Below are 18,305 nucleotides of genomic sequence, written 5' to 3' on the forward strand. Positions count from 1 at the left end.
TGAACACGATGGTGGACCAGCTCTCCGCCTTCGCCGACGAGGTCACCCGCGTCGCCCGCGAGGTCGGCACCGAGGGCAATCTCGGCGGCCGGGCTCAGGTCCGGGGCGTCTCCGGCGTCTGGAAAGACCTCACCGACAACGTCAACTTCATGGCGGACAACCTCACCTCCCAGGTGCGGAACATCGCCCTCGTCTCCACCGCCGTCGCCCAGGGCGACCTCGGCAAGAAGATCACGGTGGAGGCCAAGGGCGAGATCCTGGAGCTCAAGTCCACGATCAACACGATGGTCGACCAGCTCTCCGCCTTCGCCGACGAGGTCACCCGCGTCGCCCGCGAGGTCGGCACGGAAGGCAACCTCGGCGGCCAGGCTCAGGTCCGGGGCGTCTCCGGCGTCTGGAAGGACCTCACCGACAACGTCAACTTCATGGCGCTGAACCTGACCTCGCAGGTCCGCAACATCGCCCAGGTCACCACCGCCGTCGCCAACGGCGACCTGTCGAAGAAGATCACGGTCGACGCGCGCGGCGAGATCCTGGAGCTGAAGGACACCGTCAACACGATGGTGGAGCAGCTGCGCGCCTTCGCCGACGAGGTGACCCGCGTGGCCCGCGAGGTCGGCACCGACGGCCGGCTCGGCGGCCGGGCCCAGGTGCTGGGCGTCTCCGGCGTCTGGCGGGACCTGACGGACAACGTCAACTACATGGCGGACAACCTCACCTCCCAGGTGCGCAACATCGCCCAGGTGGCGACGGCCGTGGCGCAGGGCGATCTGTCCCGGAAGATCGACGTGGACGCGCGCGGCGAGATCCTGGAGCTGAAGACCACCATCAACACGATGGTCGACACCCTGTCCTCCTTCGCCTCCGAGGTCACCCGTGTGGCCCGCGAGGTCGGCAGCGAGGGCCAGCTGGGCGGGCAGGCCCGGGTCGAGGGCGTCTACGGCACCTGGAAGCGCCTCACGACGAACGTCAACGAGCTCGCGCTCAACCTCACCACCCAGGTCCGCGCGATCGCCGAGGTCGCCTCCGCGGTGGCCCAGGGCGACATGTCCCGCTCGATCACGGTGGAGACGCGCGGCGAGGTCGCCGAGCTGAAGGACAACATCAACCTGATGGTGGCCAACCTGCGCGAGACGACCCGCGCGAAGGACTGGCTGGAGTCCAATCTGGCCCGCCTGGCCGCCCTGATGCAGGGCCACCGCGACCTGATGGAGGTCGCCGACCTGATACTCCGTGAGCTGACCCCGCTGGTGAACGCCCAGTACGGCGCGTTCTACCTGGCCGACCCGGACGAGGACGGCGCGGCCCTGCGCACCACCGTGCCGATCAAGGGCCTGGCCTTCATCGCCGGCTACGGCGCCGCCCAGGACGCGACCGTGGAGACCGGCGGCCTGCCCGTGCACGGCCTGGTCGCGCAGGCGGCCCGGGAGAAGAAGCGGATCCTGGTGGAGGGCGCCCCGCCCGACTACATCAAGATCAACAGCGGCCTCGGCGAGGCGGCCCCCACCACGATCGTCATCATCCCGATCCTCTTCGAGGACAAGCTCCTCGGAGTCATCGAGCTCGCCTCCTTCTCCCGCTTCTCCGATGTGCACCTGGCGTTCTTCGACCAGTTCGTGAACACCATCGGCGTCGCCATCAACACGATCATCGCCAACTCCCGCACGGAGTCCCTGCTCGGCGAGTCCCAGCGCCTCGCCATGCAGCTCCAGGAGCGCTCGGACGAACTCCAGAAGCAGCAGGGCGAGCTGCAGCGCTCCAACGCCGAACTGGAGGAGAAGGCCGCCCTGCTGGCCACGTCCTCGCAGTACAAGTCGGAGTTCCTGGCGAACATGTCGCACGAGCTGCGCACCCCGCTGAACTCCCTGCTGATCCTGGCCCGGCTGCTCTCCGACAACCCGGACGGCCGCCTCTCCGACCAGGAGGTGCAGTTCGCGACGACGATCCACCGCTCGGGCTCGGACCTGCTCCAGCTGATCAACGACATCCTGGACCTGTCGAAGATCGAGGCCGGCCGGATGGACGTACGCCCCAAGCGGCTCCCGCTCATCAAGCTGCTCGACTACGTCCACGCCACGTTCCGCCCCCTCACCATCGACCGGGGGCTCGCCTTCGAGGTGGCGGTCGGCGAGGACGTACCGCGCGAGATGTACTCGGACGAGCAGCGGCTCCAGCAGATCCTGCGCAATCTCCTCTCCAACGCGATCAAGTTCACCGCGTCGGGCAAGGTCGAGCTGCGGGTCGACCGGGTGGTGCAGGAGGCCGAGCGCCACCATGTGCGGGACACCGACGACGTCATCGCCTTCGCCGTGTCCGACACGGGCATCGGCATAGCGCCGGAGAAACTCCCGGTGATCTTCGAGGCGTTCCAGCAGGCCGACGGCACCACCAACCGCAAGTACGGCGGCACCGGCCTCGGCCTCTCGATCAGCCGGGAGATCGCGGGCCTGCTCGGCGGCCGGATCGTCGCCGAGAGCGAGCCCGGCAAGGGTTCCAGGTTCACCCTGTACGTCCCGGTCGTCAGCCCCGGCCACACGGCGCCGGTCCCGCTCCCGGAGGAGCGCCCGGCCCTGCCCCTGCCGCTCCAGCCGACGGCGGGACCGTACCCGGCCGCGCACGACACGGACGACTCCTGGCCGGCGCCGACGAAGCTGGAGGCGTGGACGTCGGGCAGGCCGGGCCGGATCCTGGCCGGGCGCCGGGTGCTGATCGTCGACGACGACATCCGCAACGTGTTCGCCCTGACCCATGTCCTGGGCCGGGTCGGCATGACCGTGCTGTACGCGGAGAACGGCCGCGAGGGCATCGAGACCCTGGAGCGCAGCGCGGACGTCGAACTGGTCCTGATGGACATCATGATGCCGGAGATGGACGGCTACGAGACCATCTCCGCCATCCGCCGGGCACCCCGCTGGACGGGCCTGCCGATCGTGGCGCTGACCGCCAAGGCGATGCCGGGCGACCGGGAGAAGTCCATCGCCCGCGGCGCCAACGACTACGTGCCCAAGCCGGTGGACATCGACCGGCTGCTGACGGTCGTGTGCGAACTGCTGGACCCGGAGAATCTGGAGGACCCGGCGGAGGAGACCCGACCGTCATGAGCACCGACCGCGCCGGAATCCTCCTGGTCGACGACATGGAGGACAACCTGACCGCCCTGGAGGCCGTCCTCGCCTCCCTCAACGAACCGCTGGTACGCGCCCGTTCGGGCGAGGAGGCGATGAAGGCCCTGCTGCGGCAGCCCATCGCCCTGGTCCTGCTCGACATCCGCATGCCCGGCATGGACGGCTTCGAGACGGCCGCCCACATCAAACGCCTCGACCAGACCCGCGACGTCCCGATCATCTTCCTGACGGGCGCGGGCGACGACTCGGGCTACGCCTTCCGCGGCTACGCGACAGGCGCCGCCGACTATCTGACCAAGCCCTTCGACCCATGGGTCCTACGGGCAAAGGTCAGCGTCTTCCTGGACCTCTACCGCAAGGGCAGAGAGGTGGAACGCCTGCGAAAGGAGATCCAGGACCTCAAACGCCGAGTGGATTCGGCCACCTAGGGGCGCGGGGAACTGCGCAACAAGCCGCAACGAACCGGCACCCGCCGCGCAAGCCCCGCCACCCCCTACGCCTCGCGAGAGCCCTCGTACATCTCCTCGATCAGATGCTTGTACTCCCGCTCCACAACCGGCCGCTTCAACTTCAGACTCGGCGTGATCTCCCCGTGCTCCACATCAAGATCCCGCGGCAGCAACCGGAACTTCTTGATCGTCTGCCACTTCTGAAGCCCCTCGTTGAGCTGCTTCACATACCCGTCGACCATCTCCACCGTCGCGGGCGCAGCCACGATCTCGGCGTACGACTTCCCCCCGAGCCCGTTCTCCTTCGCCCACTCCACGATGGCCAGCTCGTCAAGAGCGATCAGCGCCGTGCAGAAGTTCCGGTCGGCCCCGTGCACCAGGATGTTGGAGACGTACGGGCACACCGCCTTGAACTGCCCCTCGACCTCCGCCGGCGCGATGTACTTGCCGCCCGAGGTCTTGATGAGGTCCTTCTTGCGGTCGGTGATCCGCAGGTACCCGTCGGCCGACAGCTCCCCGATGTCCCCGGTGTGGAACCAGCCGTCCGACTCCAGCACCTCGGCGGTCTTCTCGGGCAGCCCGTGGTAGCCCTCCATGATGCCGGGGCCGCGCAGCAGGATCTCCCCGTCGTCGGCGATCCGCACCTCCGTGCCGGGCAGCGGCTTGCCGACCGTACCGGTGCGGTAGGCCTCGCCCGGGTTCACGAACGAAGCCGCCGAGGACTCGGTGAGGCCGTAGCCCTCGAGGATGTGGATGCCGGCGCCGGAGAAGAAGTACCCGATCTCCGGGGCGAGGGCGGCCGACCCGGAGACGCAGGCCCGCAGGTTGCCGCCGAAGGCCTCACGGATCTTGGCGAACACCAGCGCGTCGGCGACCTTGTGCTTGGCGCCGAGACCGAAGGGCACGGACAGCGTGCCGGTACGCCGGAAGTTGTCCTGCGAGACCTTGGCGTACTCGCGGGAGACCTCGGCCGCCCACTGGAAGATCTTGTACTTTGCCCCGCCGCCCGCACGGGCCTTGGCGGCGACGCCGTTGTAGACCTTCTCGAAGATGCGCGGCACGGCAGCCATGTACGTCGGCTGCACGATCGGCAGATTCTCGATGATCTTGTCGACGCGGCCGTCCACGGCGGTGACGTGCCCGACCTCGATCTGGCCGGAGGTGAGCACCTTGCCGAAGACATGCGCGAGGGGCAGCCACAGGTACTGCACGTCCTCGCTGCTGACCAGTCCGGTCGCGGCGATGGCCTTCGCCATGTACGACCAGTTGTCGTGCGGGAGGCGCACACCCTTGGGGCGGCCGGTGGTGCCGGAGGTGTAGATGAGGGTGGCGAGCTGGTCCTTCGTGATCGCGCCGACCCGCTCCTTGATCAGGTCGGGGTCCTTCTCCAGACGGGCCGCGCCGCGCTTCTCCAGCTCGTCGAGGGTGAGGATCCAGTCGGCACTCTCCTCGGCCGCCAGACCGGCCGGGTCGACGACCACGACATGGGTCAGCTCGGGCAGCTCGGCGCGCTTCTCCTTCGCCTTGGCCAGCTGATCCACGTTCTCCGCGATGAGCACCCGGCTCTCGGAGTCCGACAGGATGTAGGCGGACTCCTCGGCGTTGGTCTGCGGATACACCGTGGTGGTCGCGGCGCCGGCGCACATGATGCCGAGGTCGGCGAGGATCCACTCGATCCGGGTGCTCGAGGCGAGCGCGACGCGCTGCTCGGCCCGCACGCCCAGCTCGATGAGTCCCGCCGCGATGGCGTAGACCCGCTCGGCGGCCTGCGCCCAGCTCAGCGACTTCCACTCGTCCGGCCCCTGACCGGAGGACGATGGGACCGGATACCGATAGGCCTCGGCGTCCGGCGTGGCCGCCACGCGCTCCAGGAACAGGCCCGCCACCGACGGCGGACGGTTCTCGATCAGGGTCTGTGTGTCGCTCACGACATCCTCCGGGGCCCGCGTCAGGCGGCTGGCTCAGGTGCGGCTGGTTTTACTCGCGAGCCGTTGTTTAACTCGCGAGTAACTATCGAGCAGGGATCAGAGTAAAGGCCGACCGGTCCCCGCGTAAGGGCCCACGGCCTGTCTCTTCGTACAGACAGCTACCCACGTACGCACAGGGGCCCGCCGCGCTCTCACACGGCGGGCCCCTGTTCTACCCGGTTTGGGGTGTAACCCACGGTAATCCGTGACTACTTCTTGCCCTTGCCCGACCCCGCGCTGTCATCACTGGACAGGACCGCGATGAAGGCCTCCTGCGGAACCTCTACGGAACCCACCATCTTCATCCGCTTCTTGCCCTCCTTCTGCTTCTCCAGCAGCTTCCGCTTACGGGAGATGTCACCGCCGTAGCACTTGGCGAGGACGTCCTTGCGGATGGCGCGGATGGTCTCGCGGGCGATCACCCGGGAGCCGATGGCGGCCTGGATGGGCACCTCGAAGGCCTGGCGCGGGATGAGCTCGCGCAGCTTGGCGACGAGCCGTACGCCGTACGCGTACGCCTGGTCCTTGTGGGTGATCGCCGAGAAGGCGTCCACCTTGTCGCCGTGCAGCAGAATGTCGACCTTGACCAGGCTGGAGGTCTGCTCGCCGGTGGGCTCGTAGTCCAGCGAGGCGTACCCGCGGGTCTTGGACTTCAGCTGGTCGAAGAAGTCGAAGACGATCTCGGCGAGCGGGAGGGTGTAGCGGATCTCGACCCGGTCCTCGGAGAGGTAGTCCATGCCGAGCAGCGTGCCGCGCCGGGTCTGGCACAGCTCCATGATCGAGCCGATGAACTCGCTGGGCGCCAGGATGGTGGCCCGTACGACCGGCTCGTAGACCTCCGAGATCTTGCCCTCGGGGAACTCACTCGGATTGGTGACCGTGTGCTCGGTGCCGTCCTCCATGAGAACGCGGTAGACCACGTTCGGCGCGGTGGCGATCAGGTCGAGTCCGAATTCGCGCTCCAGCCGCTCCCGGATCACGTCCAGGTGCAGCAGGCCGAGGAAACCGACACGGAAGCCGAAGCCGAGCGCGGCCGAGGTCTCCGGCTCGTAGACCAGCGCGGCGTCGTTGAGCTGGAGCTTGTCGAGCGCCTCGCGCAGCTCGGGGTAGTCCGAGCCGTCCAGCGGATACAGCCCGGAGAAGACCATGGGCTTGGGGTCCTTGTAGCCGCCGAGCGGCTCCTCGGCCCCCTTGTGCTGGCTGGTGACGGTGTCACCGACCTTGGACTGGCGGACGTCCTTCACGCCGGTGATCAGGTAGCCCACCTCGCCGACGCCGATACCGTCGGCCGCCTTCATCTCCGGCGAGTTGGTGCCGATCTCCAGCAGCTCGTGCGTGGCGCCGGTGGACATCATCCGGATCCGCTCACGCTTGTTGAGCTGGCCGTCGATGACACGGACGTACGTCACGACACCGCGGTAGGAGTCGTAGACGGAGTCGAAGATCATGGCGCGCGCGGGCGCGTCCTTGACCCCGACCGGCGCCGGGACCTCCTTGACGACCCGGTCGAGCAGCGCCTCGACGCCCATGCCCGTCTTGGCGGACACCTTGAGCACGTCGTCCGGGTCACAGCCGATGAGGTTGGCCAGCTCCTCGGAGAACTTCTCGGGCTGCGCGGCCGGCAGGTCGATCTTGTTGAGGACAGGGATGATCTTGAGGTCGTTCTCCATCGCCAGGTAGAGGTTGGCGAGAGTCTGGGCCTCGATGCCCTGGGCGGCGTCGACCAGGAGAACGGTGCCCTCGCAGGCGGCGAGCGACCGCGAGACCTCGTAGGTGAAGTCGACGTGCCCCGGGGTGTCGATCATGTTGAGGATGTGCGTGTTGCCTGGTTCCTCCGTGGGAGCCCACGGCAGACGCACCGCCTGGGACTTGATCGTGATGCCGCGCTCACGCTCGATGTCCATGCGGTCGAGGTACTGAGCGCGCATCTGCCGCTGTTCGACCACTCCGGTCAGCTGGAGCATCCGGTCGGCGAGCGTGGACTTGCCGTGGTCGATGTGCGCGATGATGCAGAAGTTGCGGATCAGAGCCGGGTCGGTACGGCTCGGTTCGGGCACATGGCTAGGGATCGCGGGCACGCAGGGTCCTGATTCTTGAGGCGTCCGCAGTGTCTGCGGTCTCGGGTCGGATCTATACGTAGCCTCCATGGTCCCACGGGTGGGGACCATCGACGGGTTTGGGCCGTGGATGAGCCCGCTGGTACCGTGGGGGGCTGTGCCTCATGCCCTCTCAGCAGGAGGCACTACCTCAAGAAATCATCGGTGCGGGTCCCGCGCGGCCCCGTGCCAGAACCTGAAAAGGCTCATTCGTGGCGAACATCAAGTCCCAGATCAAGCGGATCAAGACCAACGAGAAGGCGCGGCTGCGCAACAAGGCCGTCAAGTCCTCCCTCAAGACCGCGATCCGCAAGGCCCGTGAGGCTGCTGCCGCGGGTGACGTCGAGAAGGCCAACGAGTACCAGCGCGTCGCCGCGCGTCAGCTCGACAAGGCCGTCTCGAAGGGCGTCATCCACAAGAACCAGGCTGCCAACAAGAAGTCGGCGCTGGCTCAGAAGGTCGCCGCGCTCAAGGGCTGACACTGATGTGACGCCGGAGGGAACCGAGCGGGCCCTCTCTCATCCGCTCCCTTCCGGCACCCCTCGGATCCGCGCGCGGCCTGCGTTCGCCACGCGGGCGCGGATCCAGCAGCTCGCACCGAAGGCCGGGTGCCTCTCCTGTTCCCCATGGGAGGGCACCCGGCCTCCGGTCTGTTCAGGACCAGAACGCGTTGTTCTTGTCGATGTCCTCGACGCATTCGTCGAGGTCGGTGACCTTGTCGCCGACGATCCGGAAGATGATGCAGCCGGTGTCGTCGAGGCGCTTGCCCCGGCGCTCGGCGGTGAAGCGGTTCATCGCGACCACGTGGCCCCGGCCGTCGACACAGATACCGATCAGCTCGGAATCCATCGTCCCCTCGGTCTCCATGCCGAGCCGCTCGTACATCTCGATGATCGCGTCCACCCCTTTGAAGTCGCCCGACAACGGGTGATCTCCCGGTACGTGGTGTGTGGCGTCCGACGCGATCATCCCGCGCAAGGCATCCATGTCACCGCGCGAGAAGGCTTCGAATCCCTTGCGGACGAGCGCTGCGTGCGGGTGTTCAGCCATGGCCCTCGCCACCTCTCCGTCACTGGGCGACGTACGGCTGACACTCCCGATTCTCCCTCCGGCCGTCACTCGCGGCACAGTGGAGAGATGAACGGTGACAACAGGGACATACTGCCCCGGGCCCGCGTGGCGACCAGGCTTCCCGCCCAGGACCTGGACCGGGCGCGGCGCTTCTACGCCGAGAAACTCGGCCTGGAGCCCGCCGACGAACGGCCCGGAGGGCTGCTCTACCGGTGCGGCGGCGGGGAGTTCGTGCTGTTCCGCTCGACGGGCGCCTCACCCGGCACCTTCACCCAGATGGCGTTGGAGGTCGACGACATCGATGCCGCCGTGGCGGAGCTGAAGCGGCGCGGGGTGGTGTTCGAGGAGGTCGACCTGCCGGGCTTGCGCACGCGGGACGGGATCGCCGAGATCGAGGGGAACTACCCGAGCAAGGGCGCCCGTGGTGAACGCGGCGGCTGGTTCCGCGACAGCGAGGGGAACATGGTGGGCATCGGCGAGCCCGTCCGCTGAGGAACGGTTCCTACCCTCGTCGGTTGGATCTGGCCGCCCGGGCGATGGCGACCACCGCCTTCTCCAGGGCGTACGCCGGGTCGTCCCCGCCGCCCTTCACCCCCGCGTCCGCCTCGGCCACCGCCCGCAGCGCCACCGACACCCCGTCCGGGGTCCACCCGCGCATCTGCTGCCGGACCCGGTCGATCTTCCACGGCGGCATCCCCAGCTCGCGTGCGAGATCGGCCGGCCGGCCTCCGCGGGCCGAGGACAGCTTCCCGATCGCCCGGACGCCCTGCGCCAGCGCGCTGGTGATCATCACCGGCGCCACCCCGGTCGCCAGCGACCAGCGCAACGCCTCCAGCGCCTCCGCCGCCCGCCCCTCGACCGCCCGGTCGGCGACCGTGAAGCTCGACGCCTCGGCCCGGCCCGTGTAGTACCGCCCGACGACCGCCTCGTCGATCGTCCCCTCGACATCCGCGACCAGCTGCGAAACCGCCGACGCCAGCTCCCGCAGATCGCTCCCGATCGCGTCGACGAGCGCCTGGCACGCCTCCGGTGTGGCGGACCTCCCCGTCCCCCGGAACTCGCCCCGCACGAACGCCAGCCGGTCCGCCGGCTTCGTCATCTTCGGACAGGCCACCTCGCGCGCCCCGGCCTTGCGCGCCGCGTCGAGCAGCCCCTTGCCCTTGGCCGCTCCGGCGTGCAGCAGCACCAGGGTGATCTCCTCCGCGGGCGCACCGAGATAGGCCTTGACGTCCTTGATCGTGTCGGCCGAGAGATCCTGCGCGTTGCGTACGACCACGACCTTGCGCTCCGCGAAGAGCGACGGACTCGTCAGCTCGGCGAGCGTGCCGGGCTGCAACTGGTCCGAAGTCAGGTCCCGTACGTCCGTGTCGGCGTCGGCGGCCTTCGCCGCGGCCACCACCTCCTGCACGGCACGGTCGAGCAGCAGCTCCTCCTGGCCCACGGCGAGCGTCACCGGGGCGAGAGGGTCGTCATTCGCAGTCTTCCTGGCCATCGCGACAAGCATCCCACGAGGCACTGACAACGGGTCCGGACGGAGTAGGGCGGGGCGGACGGACTACGGCCAGGGCGGACGGACTACGGCTCTTCCCGCCAGCCGTCCCACTCCCCGGCGAACCGGTCCAGGTCCCCGGCGTCCAGCCGTCCGCCCTCGTCCCTCAGGACGACCAGCCACTGCGCGTCCTCGGCATCGTCCTCACCGGCCAGCGCGTCCCGCACCAACTGCGGCTCCTCGGCGATCCCGAACCGCTCCCCGAGCGCTTCGACCACCTCTTCCGCGGCATCACGGTCGGGCAGCACCAGCACATGTCGCACATCACTCACGCCGGACATTGTCCGACACCGCGTCGCAGCACGATCCGCCGGATCCCCGGCTCACACCTTGCGGACGACCTGCACATCGAGGTCGATCCTGATGCTCGGCCCGACCACCGCGATGCCCCGCGCCAGCATCGTCTGCCAGCTCACGGTGAAGTCGTCCCGGTGCAGCTCGGTCGTGGCCCGGCAGGCCGCCCGCAGCTCGCCCTCCATGCCGTTGCCCAACCCCAGGTACTCCGTGTCCAGCGTGACCGTCCGCGTGACGCCGTGCAGCGACAGCGCCCCCGTGACGGCCCACCGGTTCGCGCCCTTGTGCACGAACCGGTCGCTGTAGAACTCCAGCGTCGGGAACTTCGCGACGTCCAGGAAGTCCGCCGACCGCAGATGGTCGTCACGCATCTTCACGTTGGTGTCGATGGACGCTGCGTCGATCACCACATGCATCGCCGACCGCTCCAACGGGTCGGTGACCCGTATGACACCCGCGAACGACTTGAACTGCCCGTGGATCCGGGCCAGTCCGATGTGCCGCGCGGTGAAGGCGAGCGAGGAGTGCGCCGACTCGATCTCCCAGTCGCCGGGCTCGGGCAGCTCCGGAGGCCGGGCCACCTGCAGCGTCACGTCCCCGAGCGACGCGAGCGTGTTCTCGGCGACCTGCGTGGTCGCCCGGTACGGCGTGTACCCCTCCGCCGACACCGCGAGCCGGTACTCCCCCGCGGGCACCGTCGTCACGAACGACCCGAACGGATCCGCGCCCCCACTGACCACCGAACGCCCCATGGCGTCGGTGACCGCGAACTCGGCGTGTCTGACCGGCTCGTTGACCGGGTCGAGCACCCGGCAGCTCAGCACCCCCGCACTGGGCGGCGTCGGCACCGCCGCCAGAGGACTCGTCCGGTGCACCCGGTTGGTTCGGCTTCCCAGCCAGCGGCCGATCATCTGGACACCTCGTGCGACTCGAACTCAGCGGTTTGATCACTGTTCACCGAAGACGCATTCGACCACCGATGAGGCTTTCGAGGCAACACGCGACCACATCACGGGAATCCAGCACATGTGATGGGACTACTCCCGAGTAGAACCGACTGGAACCATGTGAACCATGTGTGGACGATGTGCCCCTTCTGCTCCGGATCGGCCTTCCCGGCCGTTCCGGATCAGCCTTCCTCGCCACCGCCCCGGAGCACGGGCACCGCATCGAGCTCGATCCCGAACCGCTCCCGGTACACCCCGAGTACCTCGTCGTCCGTCCCCAGCTCCCTCACCTCCCGTGTCCCGTCGGCCGCCGTCACCGTGTGCTTGCGTCCGCTGAGCGTGATCCTCCCTCCGTCCTCCGTGACCCGTGAGCAGACCAGCGACCGCGTGAAGTGCGACACCGGCGACGTGCTGTGCCACCACGCCCCGGCCACGAAGTCACCGAGCGCCCGCGGCCGCACCTCCAGGCGGTACTGCGGCCTGCCGTCACGGATCACCTGCAGGTCCGCCGCCTCCACCCTGTCGTGTCCGCCGCGCACCCCGGCCGCGTCCGGCCCCGCCTCCACGATCCGGAACGTGCCGCCCGGGTCCTCCTGCGCTCCCCGCTCCCCGAACGCCAGCGGAAGGTGGCTGTGCGCCCCGAACCCGACGTCGGCCAGCCAGTCGCCCCCGTCCACCGTCCGCACCCGCAGCGCGAGATGGTCGTACGGGATCCCCAGCCGCTCCTCTTCCCCGTACACCCGCCCGGCGAGCAGCGCCACCTCGTACCCCAGCGCGGCGAGCAACGCCCCGAAGGATCCGTTGAGTTCGTAGCAGAACCCGCCACGCCGGGCGCCCACCACCTTGTCCAGCAGCCGCTTCTCCTCCAACACGATCTCCTCGCCGAGATGGATGGAGAGGTTCTCGAACGGCACGGTCCGCAGATGCCGCAGGTGCAGCTCGCGCAGCGCGTCGACGGTGGGCCACGCCGGGGACTCGACCCCCAGGCGGCGGAGATAGGCATCAACCTGTGCTGAGTTCATGCCCTCAGTCTCGCGCCACCCTCAGCTCTCCGCCCTCTCCTACGACCGCCAGTGCGCCGTCCCGGTCCGTCCGCAGCACCGTCGCACCCCCGGCGCGCAGTGCCGCCACCGTGCCGGGCGCCGGATGCCCGTAGGTGTTGTTTGCACCACAGCTGATCAGGGCCAGCCGCGGGGCCGCCCGGCGTATGAGGCCGGGGTCCTGGTAGGCCGAGCCGTGATGAGCGACCTTCAGCACGTCCACGCCGGCCAGCGCCTCGGCCGCCGGTGACCTGGCCAGCGCCCGCTGGGCCGGGGGTTCGAGGTCCCCGAGGAGGAGCAGCCGCAGCCCCGCCGTCCGGACCAGCATGGCCACACTGGCGTCGTTCGGCCCCTCCGGCACCGGGTGGGCCGGGAGCATCTGCGGATGCGAGGCAGGCGGCGAGCCGGCTGACGGCGGTGGCGGGCTCGGTGGCGGCCACACCACCTGCCAGGACAGCTCGCCCGCCCGGCGCTGCTCCCCGACGGCGGCGCTCGTCACGGGCACCCGCCGGGCCGCCGCCTGTCTCCGGACGAACGCGGCCTGGTCCGCGGGCTCCTCGAAGCCCGTCGTCTCGATCGCGCCCACGGCCCGTCCGCGCAGCACACCGGGCAGCCCCGCCACATGATCGGCGTGGAAGTGGGTGAGCACGACCAGCGGGATCCTGGTGATACCGAGTGCGCGCAGGCAGTGGTCGACGAGCTGCGGATCGGGCCCCGCGTCCACCACCACGCCGGTGCCCTCGCCCGCCGCGAGCACCATGGCGTCGCCCTGCCCCACGTCGCACATGACCAGCCCCCAGCCCGGCGGCGGCCAGCCCGTGATCACCCGGGTCAGCGGCGGTGGCTGCACCACCGACAGCGCCAGCAGCAGCCCGCAGACGCCGCACCACCACGGATGTCCGAGCAGCCGCCGCCCCACGAGCAGCACCACCAGGGTCACGGCCGCGAGCAGCGCCGCGCCCGCCCAGCTGCCCGGCCAGTCCATGCCCGCGCCCGGCAGTGCCGCCCCGGTCCGGGCGATCTCGGCGATCCACTCGGCGGGCCAATGCGCGCACCACGCCAGGGCCTTGGCCACGGGCATCGCCACCGGTGCCGTGGCCAGTGCCGCGAAGCCCAGCACGGTGGCGGGCGCGATCGCGATCTCCGCGAGCAGATTGCACGGCACCGCGACCAGGCTCACCCGCGCCGACAGCACGGTGACCACGGGTGCGCACAGAGCCTGCGCGGCGGCAGCGGCGGCCAGCGCCTCGGCGAGCCTGGGCGGCACCCCGCGCCGCCGCAGCCCGGCGCTCCACCGCGGCGCGAGCGTGAGCAGCGCCCCGGTGGCCACGACGGACAGCAGGAACCCGTAACTCCGCGCCAGCCACGGGTCGTACAGCACCAGCAGCAGGACCGCCGTGGCCAGCGCCGGGATCAATGACCTCCGGCGGCCGGTCGCGAGGGCGAGCAGCGCGACGGCTCCGCAGGCCGCGGCCCGCACCACGCTCGGGTCGGGTCTGCACACCACGACGAACCCGAGGGAGAGCGCACCTCCGAGCACCGCCGTCCCGCGCAGGGAGATACCGAGGCGAGGTGCGATCCCCCGCCGTTCGACATGCTGCGCCAGGCCCGGCGGCCCGAGCAGCAGGGCGAGCAGGATCGTGAAGTTGGCCCCGGACACAGCGAGTGTGTGCGTGAGGTCGGTCTCCTTGAACGCCTCCTCCAGCTCCGGGGTGATGCGCGAGGTGTCTCCCACCACCAGCCCCGGCAACAGCGCCCGGGCATCCGCCGGCAGCCCACTGGTCGCCTCCCGCAGCCCGGCACGCAGCCGTCCAGCGAGCCGCTGAGCTCCCGAGGGCTCTCCCACCACCTGCGGTACGCCCTGGTCCCGCACTCGCAGCACGGCCGCGACCCGGTCACCGCCCGTCATCGCGGGCGCCAGCCGCGCGCTGACCCGCAGCCGCGTCGACGGCAGCAGCCCGAGCCACGGCGACCGCACCCGCTCACCGGCCGCCGACTGCGGCTGTGGCTGTGGCTGTGGCTGCCCACCCCCGGTACCCCGGCGCGCCGGCCTCACATCGACGATCACCAGCACCGGTGTCCGCGTCACCGCCGTCGTGCCGCCCGCCTGCTGCACCCGCCGCACCTCGGCATCGACCAGCACGGCGGTGGGAGCCACATGATCGCCCCGGACCTTGGGACGGGTCAGACGGGGGTCGGAGGTGAGCTCGACCTCGGCGGTCACCGCGGCGTACTCCCGCGCCAGGCCGGGCACGGGCCCCCGGCGCAGATCCGCCCCGTGCAGCCCGGCCGAGGCGGCGGCAGCGGCGACGCAGAGGAGCACGGCGGCGGCCGACGCGCGCGGCCATGACGCCGTTCCCGACCTCTGGGCCAGCGGCAGCAGCCCGACCGCCAGCAGACAGCCGGCCACGATGCCGGCCGCCCACCCCGGCGATGCGCTCAGCACCAGCGCCGCCGTACTCCAGGCCGCGAGCGCGGGTGGCACGAGCCGTAGGTCGGTGGGCCCTTCCTGGCGCGGACGGGCGGTGCCGAGCCGCTGCCCGGACGAGGCGTGCACGGACGACCGGGCAGGCTCGGGCGCGGCCCCGGGGATGGCTCCGGGGATGGCTCCGGGGATGGCCCCGGGAGCGGCCTCGTCCCGCGGCGCCTGCGGGTCAGGGGCCGTCCTCATGGCCGTACGAGATTCCGCAGGTCGGCGAAGCGGCGGTCGCCGATGCCGTTCACCTCGCGCAGTTCGTCGACGGAACGGAAACCGCCGTGCCGCGTGCGGTGGTCGATGATGTGCTGCGCCAGCACCGGGCCCACACCCGGCAGGGTGTCGAGCTGGTCGGCGGTGGCCGTGTTGAGGGAGACCGGAGCCGCCGGCACCCCGCCGCCCGCCGCCGCACCGGCCGGGCCTCCGGCGGCCGTACCGCCCGCCCCGGTTCCCGTGGCGGGGGCCGGACCTCCGACGACCACCTGTTCGCCGTCCACGAGGAAGCGGGCACGGTTGAGACCGTCGGTGTTCGTCCCGGGCTTCACGCCGCCCGCCGCGCGCAGGGCGTCCGCGACGCGCGAACCGCTCGGCAGCCGATGGATTCCGGGTTCACGGACCTTGCCGCCGACGTCCACGACGATCTCGGGCGGCCCCGCGGCACCTGTCGCCTTAGCCGCCCCCGCGGGCACGCCCGGTCCTCGCTCCTGCCCGGTCTGCCCGCCGAGTCCCCGCTCCCCGTACGGCGCCGCCGCTCGCACCACCTCGGGCGGCCGCACGGACTGGGTCCGGCCGGTCCAGAAGTGCTGCACGGCGAACGCCGCGGCCACGACGAGCACCAGGCTCAGAGCGAGCACGCTCCGCCGCTCCAGCCCGCACCTGGCCTGCAACCACAGCGGCATGCGCTCCCGCAGCGCGAGCCCGGCCCGCTCCCGCCAGGCCCCTTCCGCGACGCGGCCGTCCCCGCTGTCCGACTCGACGGGGACGGCGTCGGGTTCCAGGCCTGGCTCCCAGCCCGGCTCCCCAACAGCTTCGTGCCGATCCCGCCCTCGCGGAGCGCGGGCCCCGTCAGCCGTCTCCACGACAGCCCAGGAAGGCCGCCCCCGAACCGGCGGCCCCTGCCCCGACTCCCGCCGCTCCCCGACCCGTTCAGCAGGCCCGGCCCATTCGCCGTGTTCCCCGAACAGCACCTCCGCCCGCCGCCGCAGTTCCTCCGCCGAGGCGTGCCGGCGCCGGGCCCGGCCTCGGACAACGGGCGGGCGTCGACTGTGAACAACGGGAGACCGTCGGCTGTGGCGGACGCGGCCATCGGACGTGGGCCCACGGCCCGGGCCGCTGGTCGCAGTCGTAGTACGTGAACGTGATCGAAGTGCCATGCGACGAGGATCGGCCACCTCGGCCCACCCGCGATGATCTTGGCCAATTCCCGGGGACAACCCCCCGGCTGTGGACAACTCCGCCACTCACACGGGTGAGCGGAGCCGGTGCTCGAAGCCCCACAGCAACGTTCACCGCGGCGAAACCACAACTCCCAGCAGCCCGGGCCCCGTATGCGCCCCGATCACCGCCCCGACCTCGCTGACATGCAGATCGGCCAGCCCGGTCAGCCGCGTCCGCAACCGGTCGGCGAGGGCCGACGCCCGGTCCGGGGCGGCGAGATGGTGGACGGCGGCATCGACCTGCGCGCTGCCCGCCCGGTCGGCCGCGATCTCCTCGAGGCGGGCGATCGCCTTGGACGCGGTCCGCACCTTCTCCAGCGGTTCGATGCGGCCGTCGGCCAGTTGCAGCAGCGGCTTCACCGCGAGCGCCGAACCCAGCAGGGCCTGCGCGGCACCGATGCGGCCGCCGCGGCGCAGGTAGTCGAGGGTGTCGACGTAGAAGTAGGCGGAGGTGCCCGCGGCCCTCTTCTCCGCGGCCGTGACGGCCTCGTCCACCGTGCCGCCCGATTCCGCGGTCTCCGCGGCGGAGAGCGCGCAGAACCCGAGCGCCATCGCGATCATGCCGGTGTCCACCACCCGCACGGGCACCGGCGCCTGCCGGGCGGCCACGACGGCCGCGTCGTAGGTGCCGGAGAGTTCGGCGGAGAGATGGAGGGAGACGATGCCGGTGGCGCCGGACTCGGCGACCTTGCGGTACGTCTCCTCGAAGACGGCGGGGCTGGGCCGCGAGGTCGTCACGGGGCGCCGCTTCTGCAAAGCCTGGGCGAGAGCACGGGTCGAGATCTCGGTGCCCTCTTCGAGCGCCCGGTCACCGAGGACCACCGTCAGGGGTACCGCTGTGATGCCGTGGCGCTCCATCGTCCGGGCCGGCAGGTAGGCCGTTGAATCGGTGACGATCGCGACATGGCGGGACATGAGCTGGAGGTTACCTGCCGTAGTGCCCGTGCGGCAGCCCGGCCCCGGTGCCCCGTGGCGCGAGTGGCCGGATCAAGTGGTGCTCTCGGGGCGGGCCTTCTTCTGCCAGGGGTAGGTGGGGCGCGGTCCCGGCGGGGTGATGGCGGGCCGTGCCGACTCCTGCTCAGGGCTCGGCTGCGGGGCTTCCGGCCAGGTCTGCCCGGCTGTGGTGGCGTCGGCGGCGGGCGCTTCGGGCCAGGGCTGCGAGGTGGGCTCGGACTCCGGCGCCGTCCAGTGCCGCAGCGCCCCGGCCTCCACGTCGATCTGGGCGCTGAGCGTGTCCAGGTCGTCTTCGGCGAAGCGGCGGGCCCGGTCGCGTGCCGCCCAGCGCAGGGCGTCCGCGGACTGTGTGACGCGCTCGGTGCGCTCGCGCAGCTCGGGCAGCCGCTGGGTCAGCGCACCGCGGTCCGGCTCGGCCTCCAGGCGCTTCAGCTCGTCGTCCAGCTCATGGCCGTGCGCGCTGAGCCGTTCGAAGAGGCCGATGGACTCCTTCAGAGACGCGTCCTCGGCGACGGCCGCGTGCAGCGCGTCCTGGGTGGCGCGCATCGAGGTGCGCAGTCTCAGCCGAAGCTGGGCGAGTTCACCGGCGGCGCCGGGCTGGGCGAAGGACTTGGCCCGCAGGGTGTGGTCCTCCACGGTGCGGCGGGCCTGGGTGAGGCCGCGGTCCACACCGCGCTTGGCGGCACCGACCACCTTCACCGTCGCGTAGACGCCGAGTCCGAGAAAGAGCACGAAGAGCAGGGCGAACACTGCGATCACTGCTTCCACCGGCTCCTCCTCCAGACATCGCGGCACACCTCAGGCCGCTCTTCAACGGTAAACGCAACAGGCAGGTCCGGAGTTCCGGAAGAACCCCGAACCTGCCCGTAGAGACCATCGGAGGACCACTAGGGGAGCACCC

General features: G+C 70.6%; 15 protein-coding genes. 4 read left to right on the top strand and 11 right to left on the bottom strand.

Annotated elements, in window-relative coordinates; all coding sequences use genetic code 11:
* The coding region (locus ACFT32_RS25770; protein WP_382493568.1) for a HAMP domain-containing protein at window positions 1-3,101 on the top strand (3,101 nt) is incomplete at its 5' end.
* A complete protein-coding gene (locus ACFT32_RS25775) occupies window positions 3,098-3,553 on the top strand; it encodes a two-component system response regulator (protein ID WP_382493571.1) in 456 nt (151 codons plus the stop codon). The genes ACFT32_RS25770 and ACFT32_RS25775, both read left to right, overlap by 4 nt.
* Window positions 3,554-3,618: 65 nt before the next feature.
* Here ACFT32_RS25775 and ACFT32_RS25780 read toward each other — a convergent pair whose 3' ends face one another.
* Both ACFT32_RS25780 and lepA read right to left on the bottom strand, forming a co-directional pair.
* Complete coding sequence (locus tag ACFT32_RS25780; RefSeq protein WP_382493573.1) at window positions 3,619-5,502, bottom strand: AMP-dependent synthetase/ligase; 1,884 nt, start codon at window positions 5,500-5,502, stop codon at window positions 3,619-3,621.
* Between the two features lie 248 nt (window positions 5,503-5,750).
* Entirely contained in the window at window positions 5,751-7,619 is a 1,869-nt protein-coding gene (lepA, locus tag ACFT32_RS25785) for a translation elongation factor 4 (protein ID WP_382493575.1), read from the bottom strand.
* A 230-nt stretch (window positions 7,620-7,849) separates the two neighbouring features.
* Here lepA and rpsT point away from each other — a divergent pair, with 230 nt between their 5' ends.
* Window positions 7,850-8,116 (top strand): 30S ribosomal protein S20, encoded by a 267-nt coding sequence (gene rpsT / locus ACFT32_RS25790; protein WP_311125643.1) that lies wholly within the window; start codon window positions 7,850-7,852, stop codon window positions 8,114-8,116.
* Window positions 8,117-8,291: 175 nt separating this feature from the next.
* Here the strand turns inward: rpsT and ACFT32_RS25795 are convergent, their stop codons facing one another.
* Complete coding sequence (locus ACFT32_RS25795; RefSeq protein WP_382493578.1) at window positions 8,292-8,687, bottom strand: nuclear transport factor 2 family protein; 396 nt, start codon at window positions 8,685-8,687, stop codon at window positions 8,292-8,294.
* Window positions 8,688-8,774: 87 nt separating this feature from the next.
* On the opposite strand from ACFT32_RS25795, the gene ACFT32_RS25800 reads away from it, so the two are divergent.
* The gene (locus ACFT32_RS25800; RefSeq protein ID WP_382493580.1) at window positions 8,775-9,200 is read left to right on the top strand and encodes a VOC family protein; all 426 of its coding nucleotides are present in this window, start codon (window positions 8,775-8,777) and stop codon (window positions 9,198-9,200) included.
* 10 nt (window positions 9,201-9,210) lie between these two features.
* On the opposite strand, the gene holA is transcribed toward ACFT32_RS25800, so the two are convergent.
* The 8 genes from holA to ACFT32_RS25840 form a co-directional block, all read right to left on the bottom strand.
* Window positions 9,211-10,200, bottom strand: a complete 990-nt coding sequence (gene holA, locus ACFT32_RS25805; protein ID WP_382493583.1) for a DNA polymerase III subunit delta — start codon at window positions 10,198-10,200, stop codon at window positions 9,211-9,213.
* Between the two features lie 83 nt (window positions 10,201-10,283).
* Entirely contained in the window at window positions 10,284-10,529 is a 246-nt protein-coding gene (locus tag ACFT32_RS25810; RefSeq protein ID WP_382493585.1) for a hypothetical protein, read from the bottom strand.
* A 51-nt stretch (window positions 10,530-10,580) separates the two neighbouring features.
* Complete coding sequence (locus ACFT32_RS25815; protein ID WP_382493588.1) at window positions 10,581-11,462, bottom strand: YceI family protein; 882 nt, start codon at window positions 11,460-11,462, stop codon at window positions 10,581-10,583.
* A 218-nt stretch (window positions 11,463-11,680) separates the two neighbouring features.
* A complete protein-coding gene (locus ACFT32_RS25820; RefSeq protein ID WP_382493591.1) occupies window positions 11,681-12,520 on the bottom strand; it encodes an arylamine N-acetyltransferase in 840 nt (279 codons plus the stop codon).
* A 4-nt stretch (window positions 12,521-12,524) separates the two neighbouring features.
* Complete coding sequence (locus ACFT32_RS25825; RefSeq protein ID WP_382493594.1) at window positions 12,525-15,209, bottom strand: ComEC/Rec2 family competence protein; 2,685 nt, start codon at window positions 15,207-15,209, stop codon at window positions 12,525-12,527.
* Window positions 15,206-16,387 carry a helix-hairpin-helix domain-containing protein gene (locus ACFT32_RS25830; protein ID WP_382493596.1) on the bottom strand — a complete coding sequence of 394 codons (1,182 nt, stop codon included), beginning with the start codon at window positions 16,385-16,387 and terminating at the stop codon, window positions 15,206-15,208. The genes ACFT32_RS25825 and ACFT32_RS25830 overlap by 4 nt, the downstream gene beginning before the upstream one ends.
* 132 nt (window positions 16,388-16,519) lie before the next feature.
* Entirely contained in the window at window positions 16,520-17,365 is an 846-nt protein-coding gene (locus ACFT32_RS25835) for a DegV family protein (protein WP_382493599.1), read from the bottom strand.
* A 72-nt stretch (window positions 17,366-17,437) separates the two neighbouring features.
* Window positions 17,438-18,172 carry a hypothetical protein gene (locus ACFT32_RS25840; protein WP_382493601.1) on the bottom strand — a complete coding sequence of 245 codons (735 nt, stop codon included), beginning with the start codon at window positions 18,170-18,172 and terminating at the stop codon, window positions 17,438-17,440.
* Window positions 18,173-18,305 lie beyond the last annotated feature (133 nt).

It is taken from the genome of Streptomyces sp. NPDC057002 (assembly GCF_042673825.1).
GTDB lineage: Bacteria > Actinomycetota > Actinomycetes > Streptomycetales > Streptomycetaceae > Streptomyces.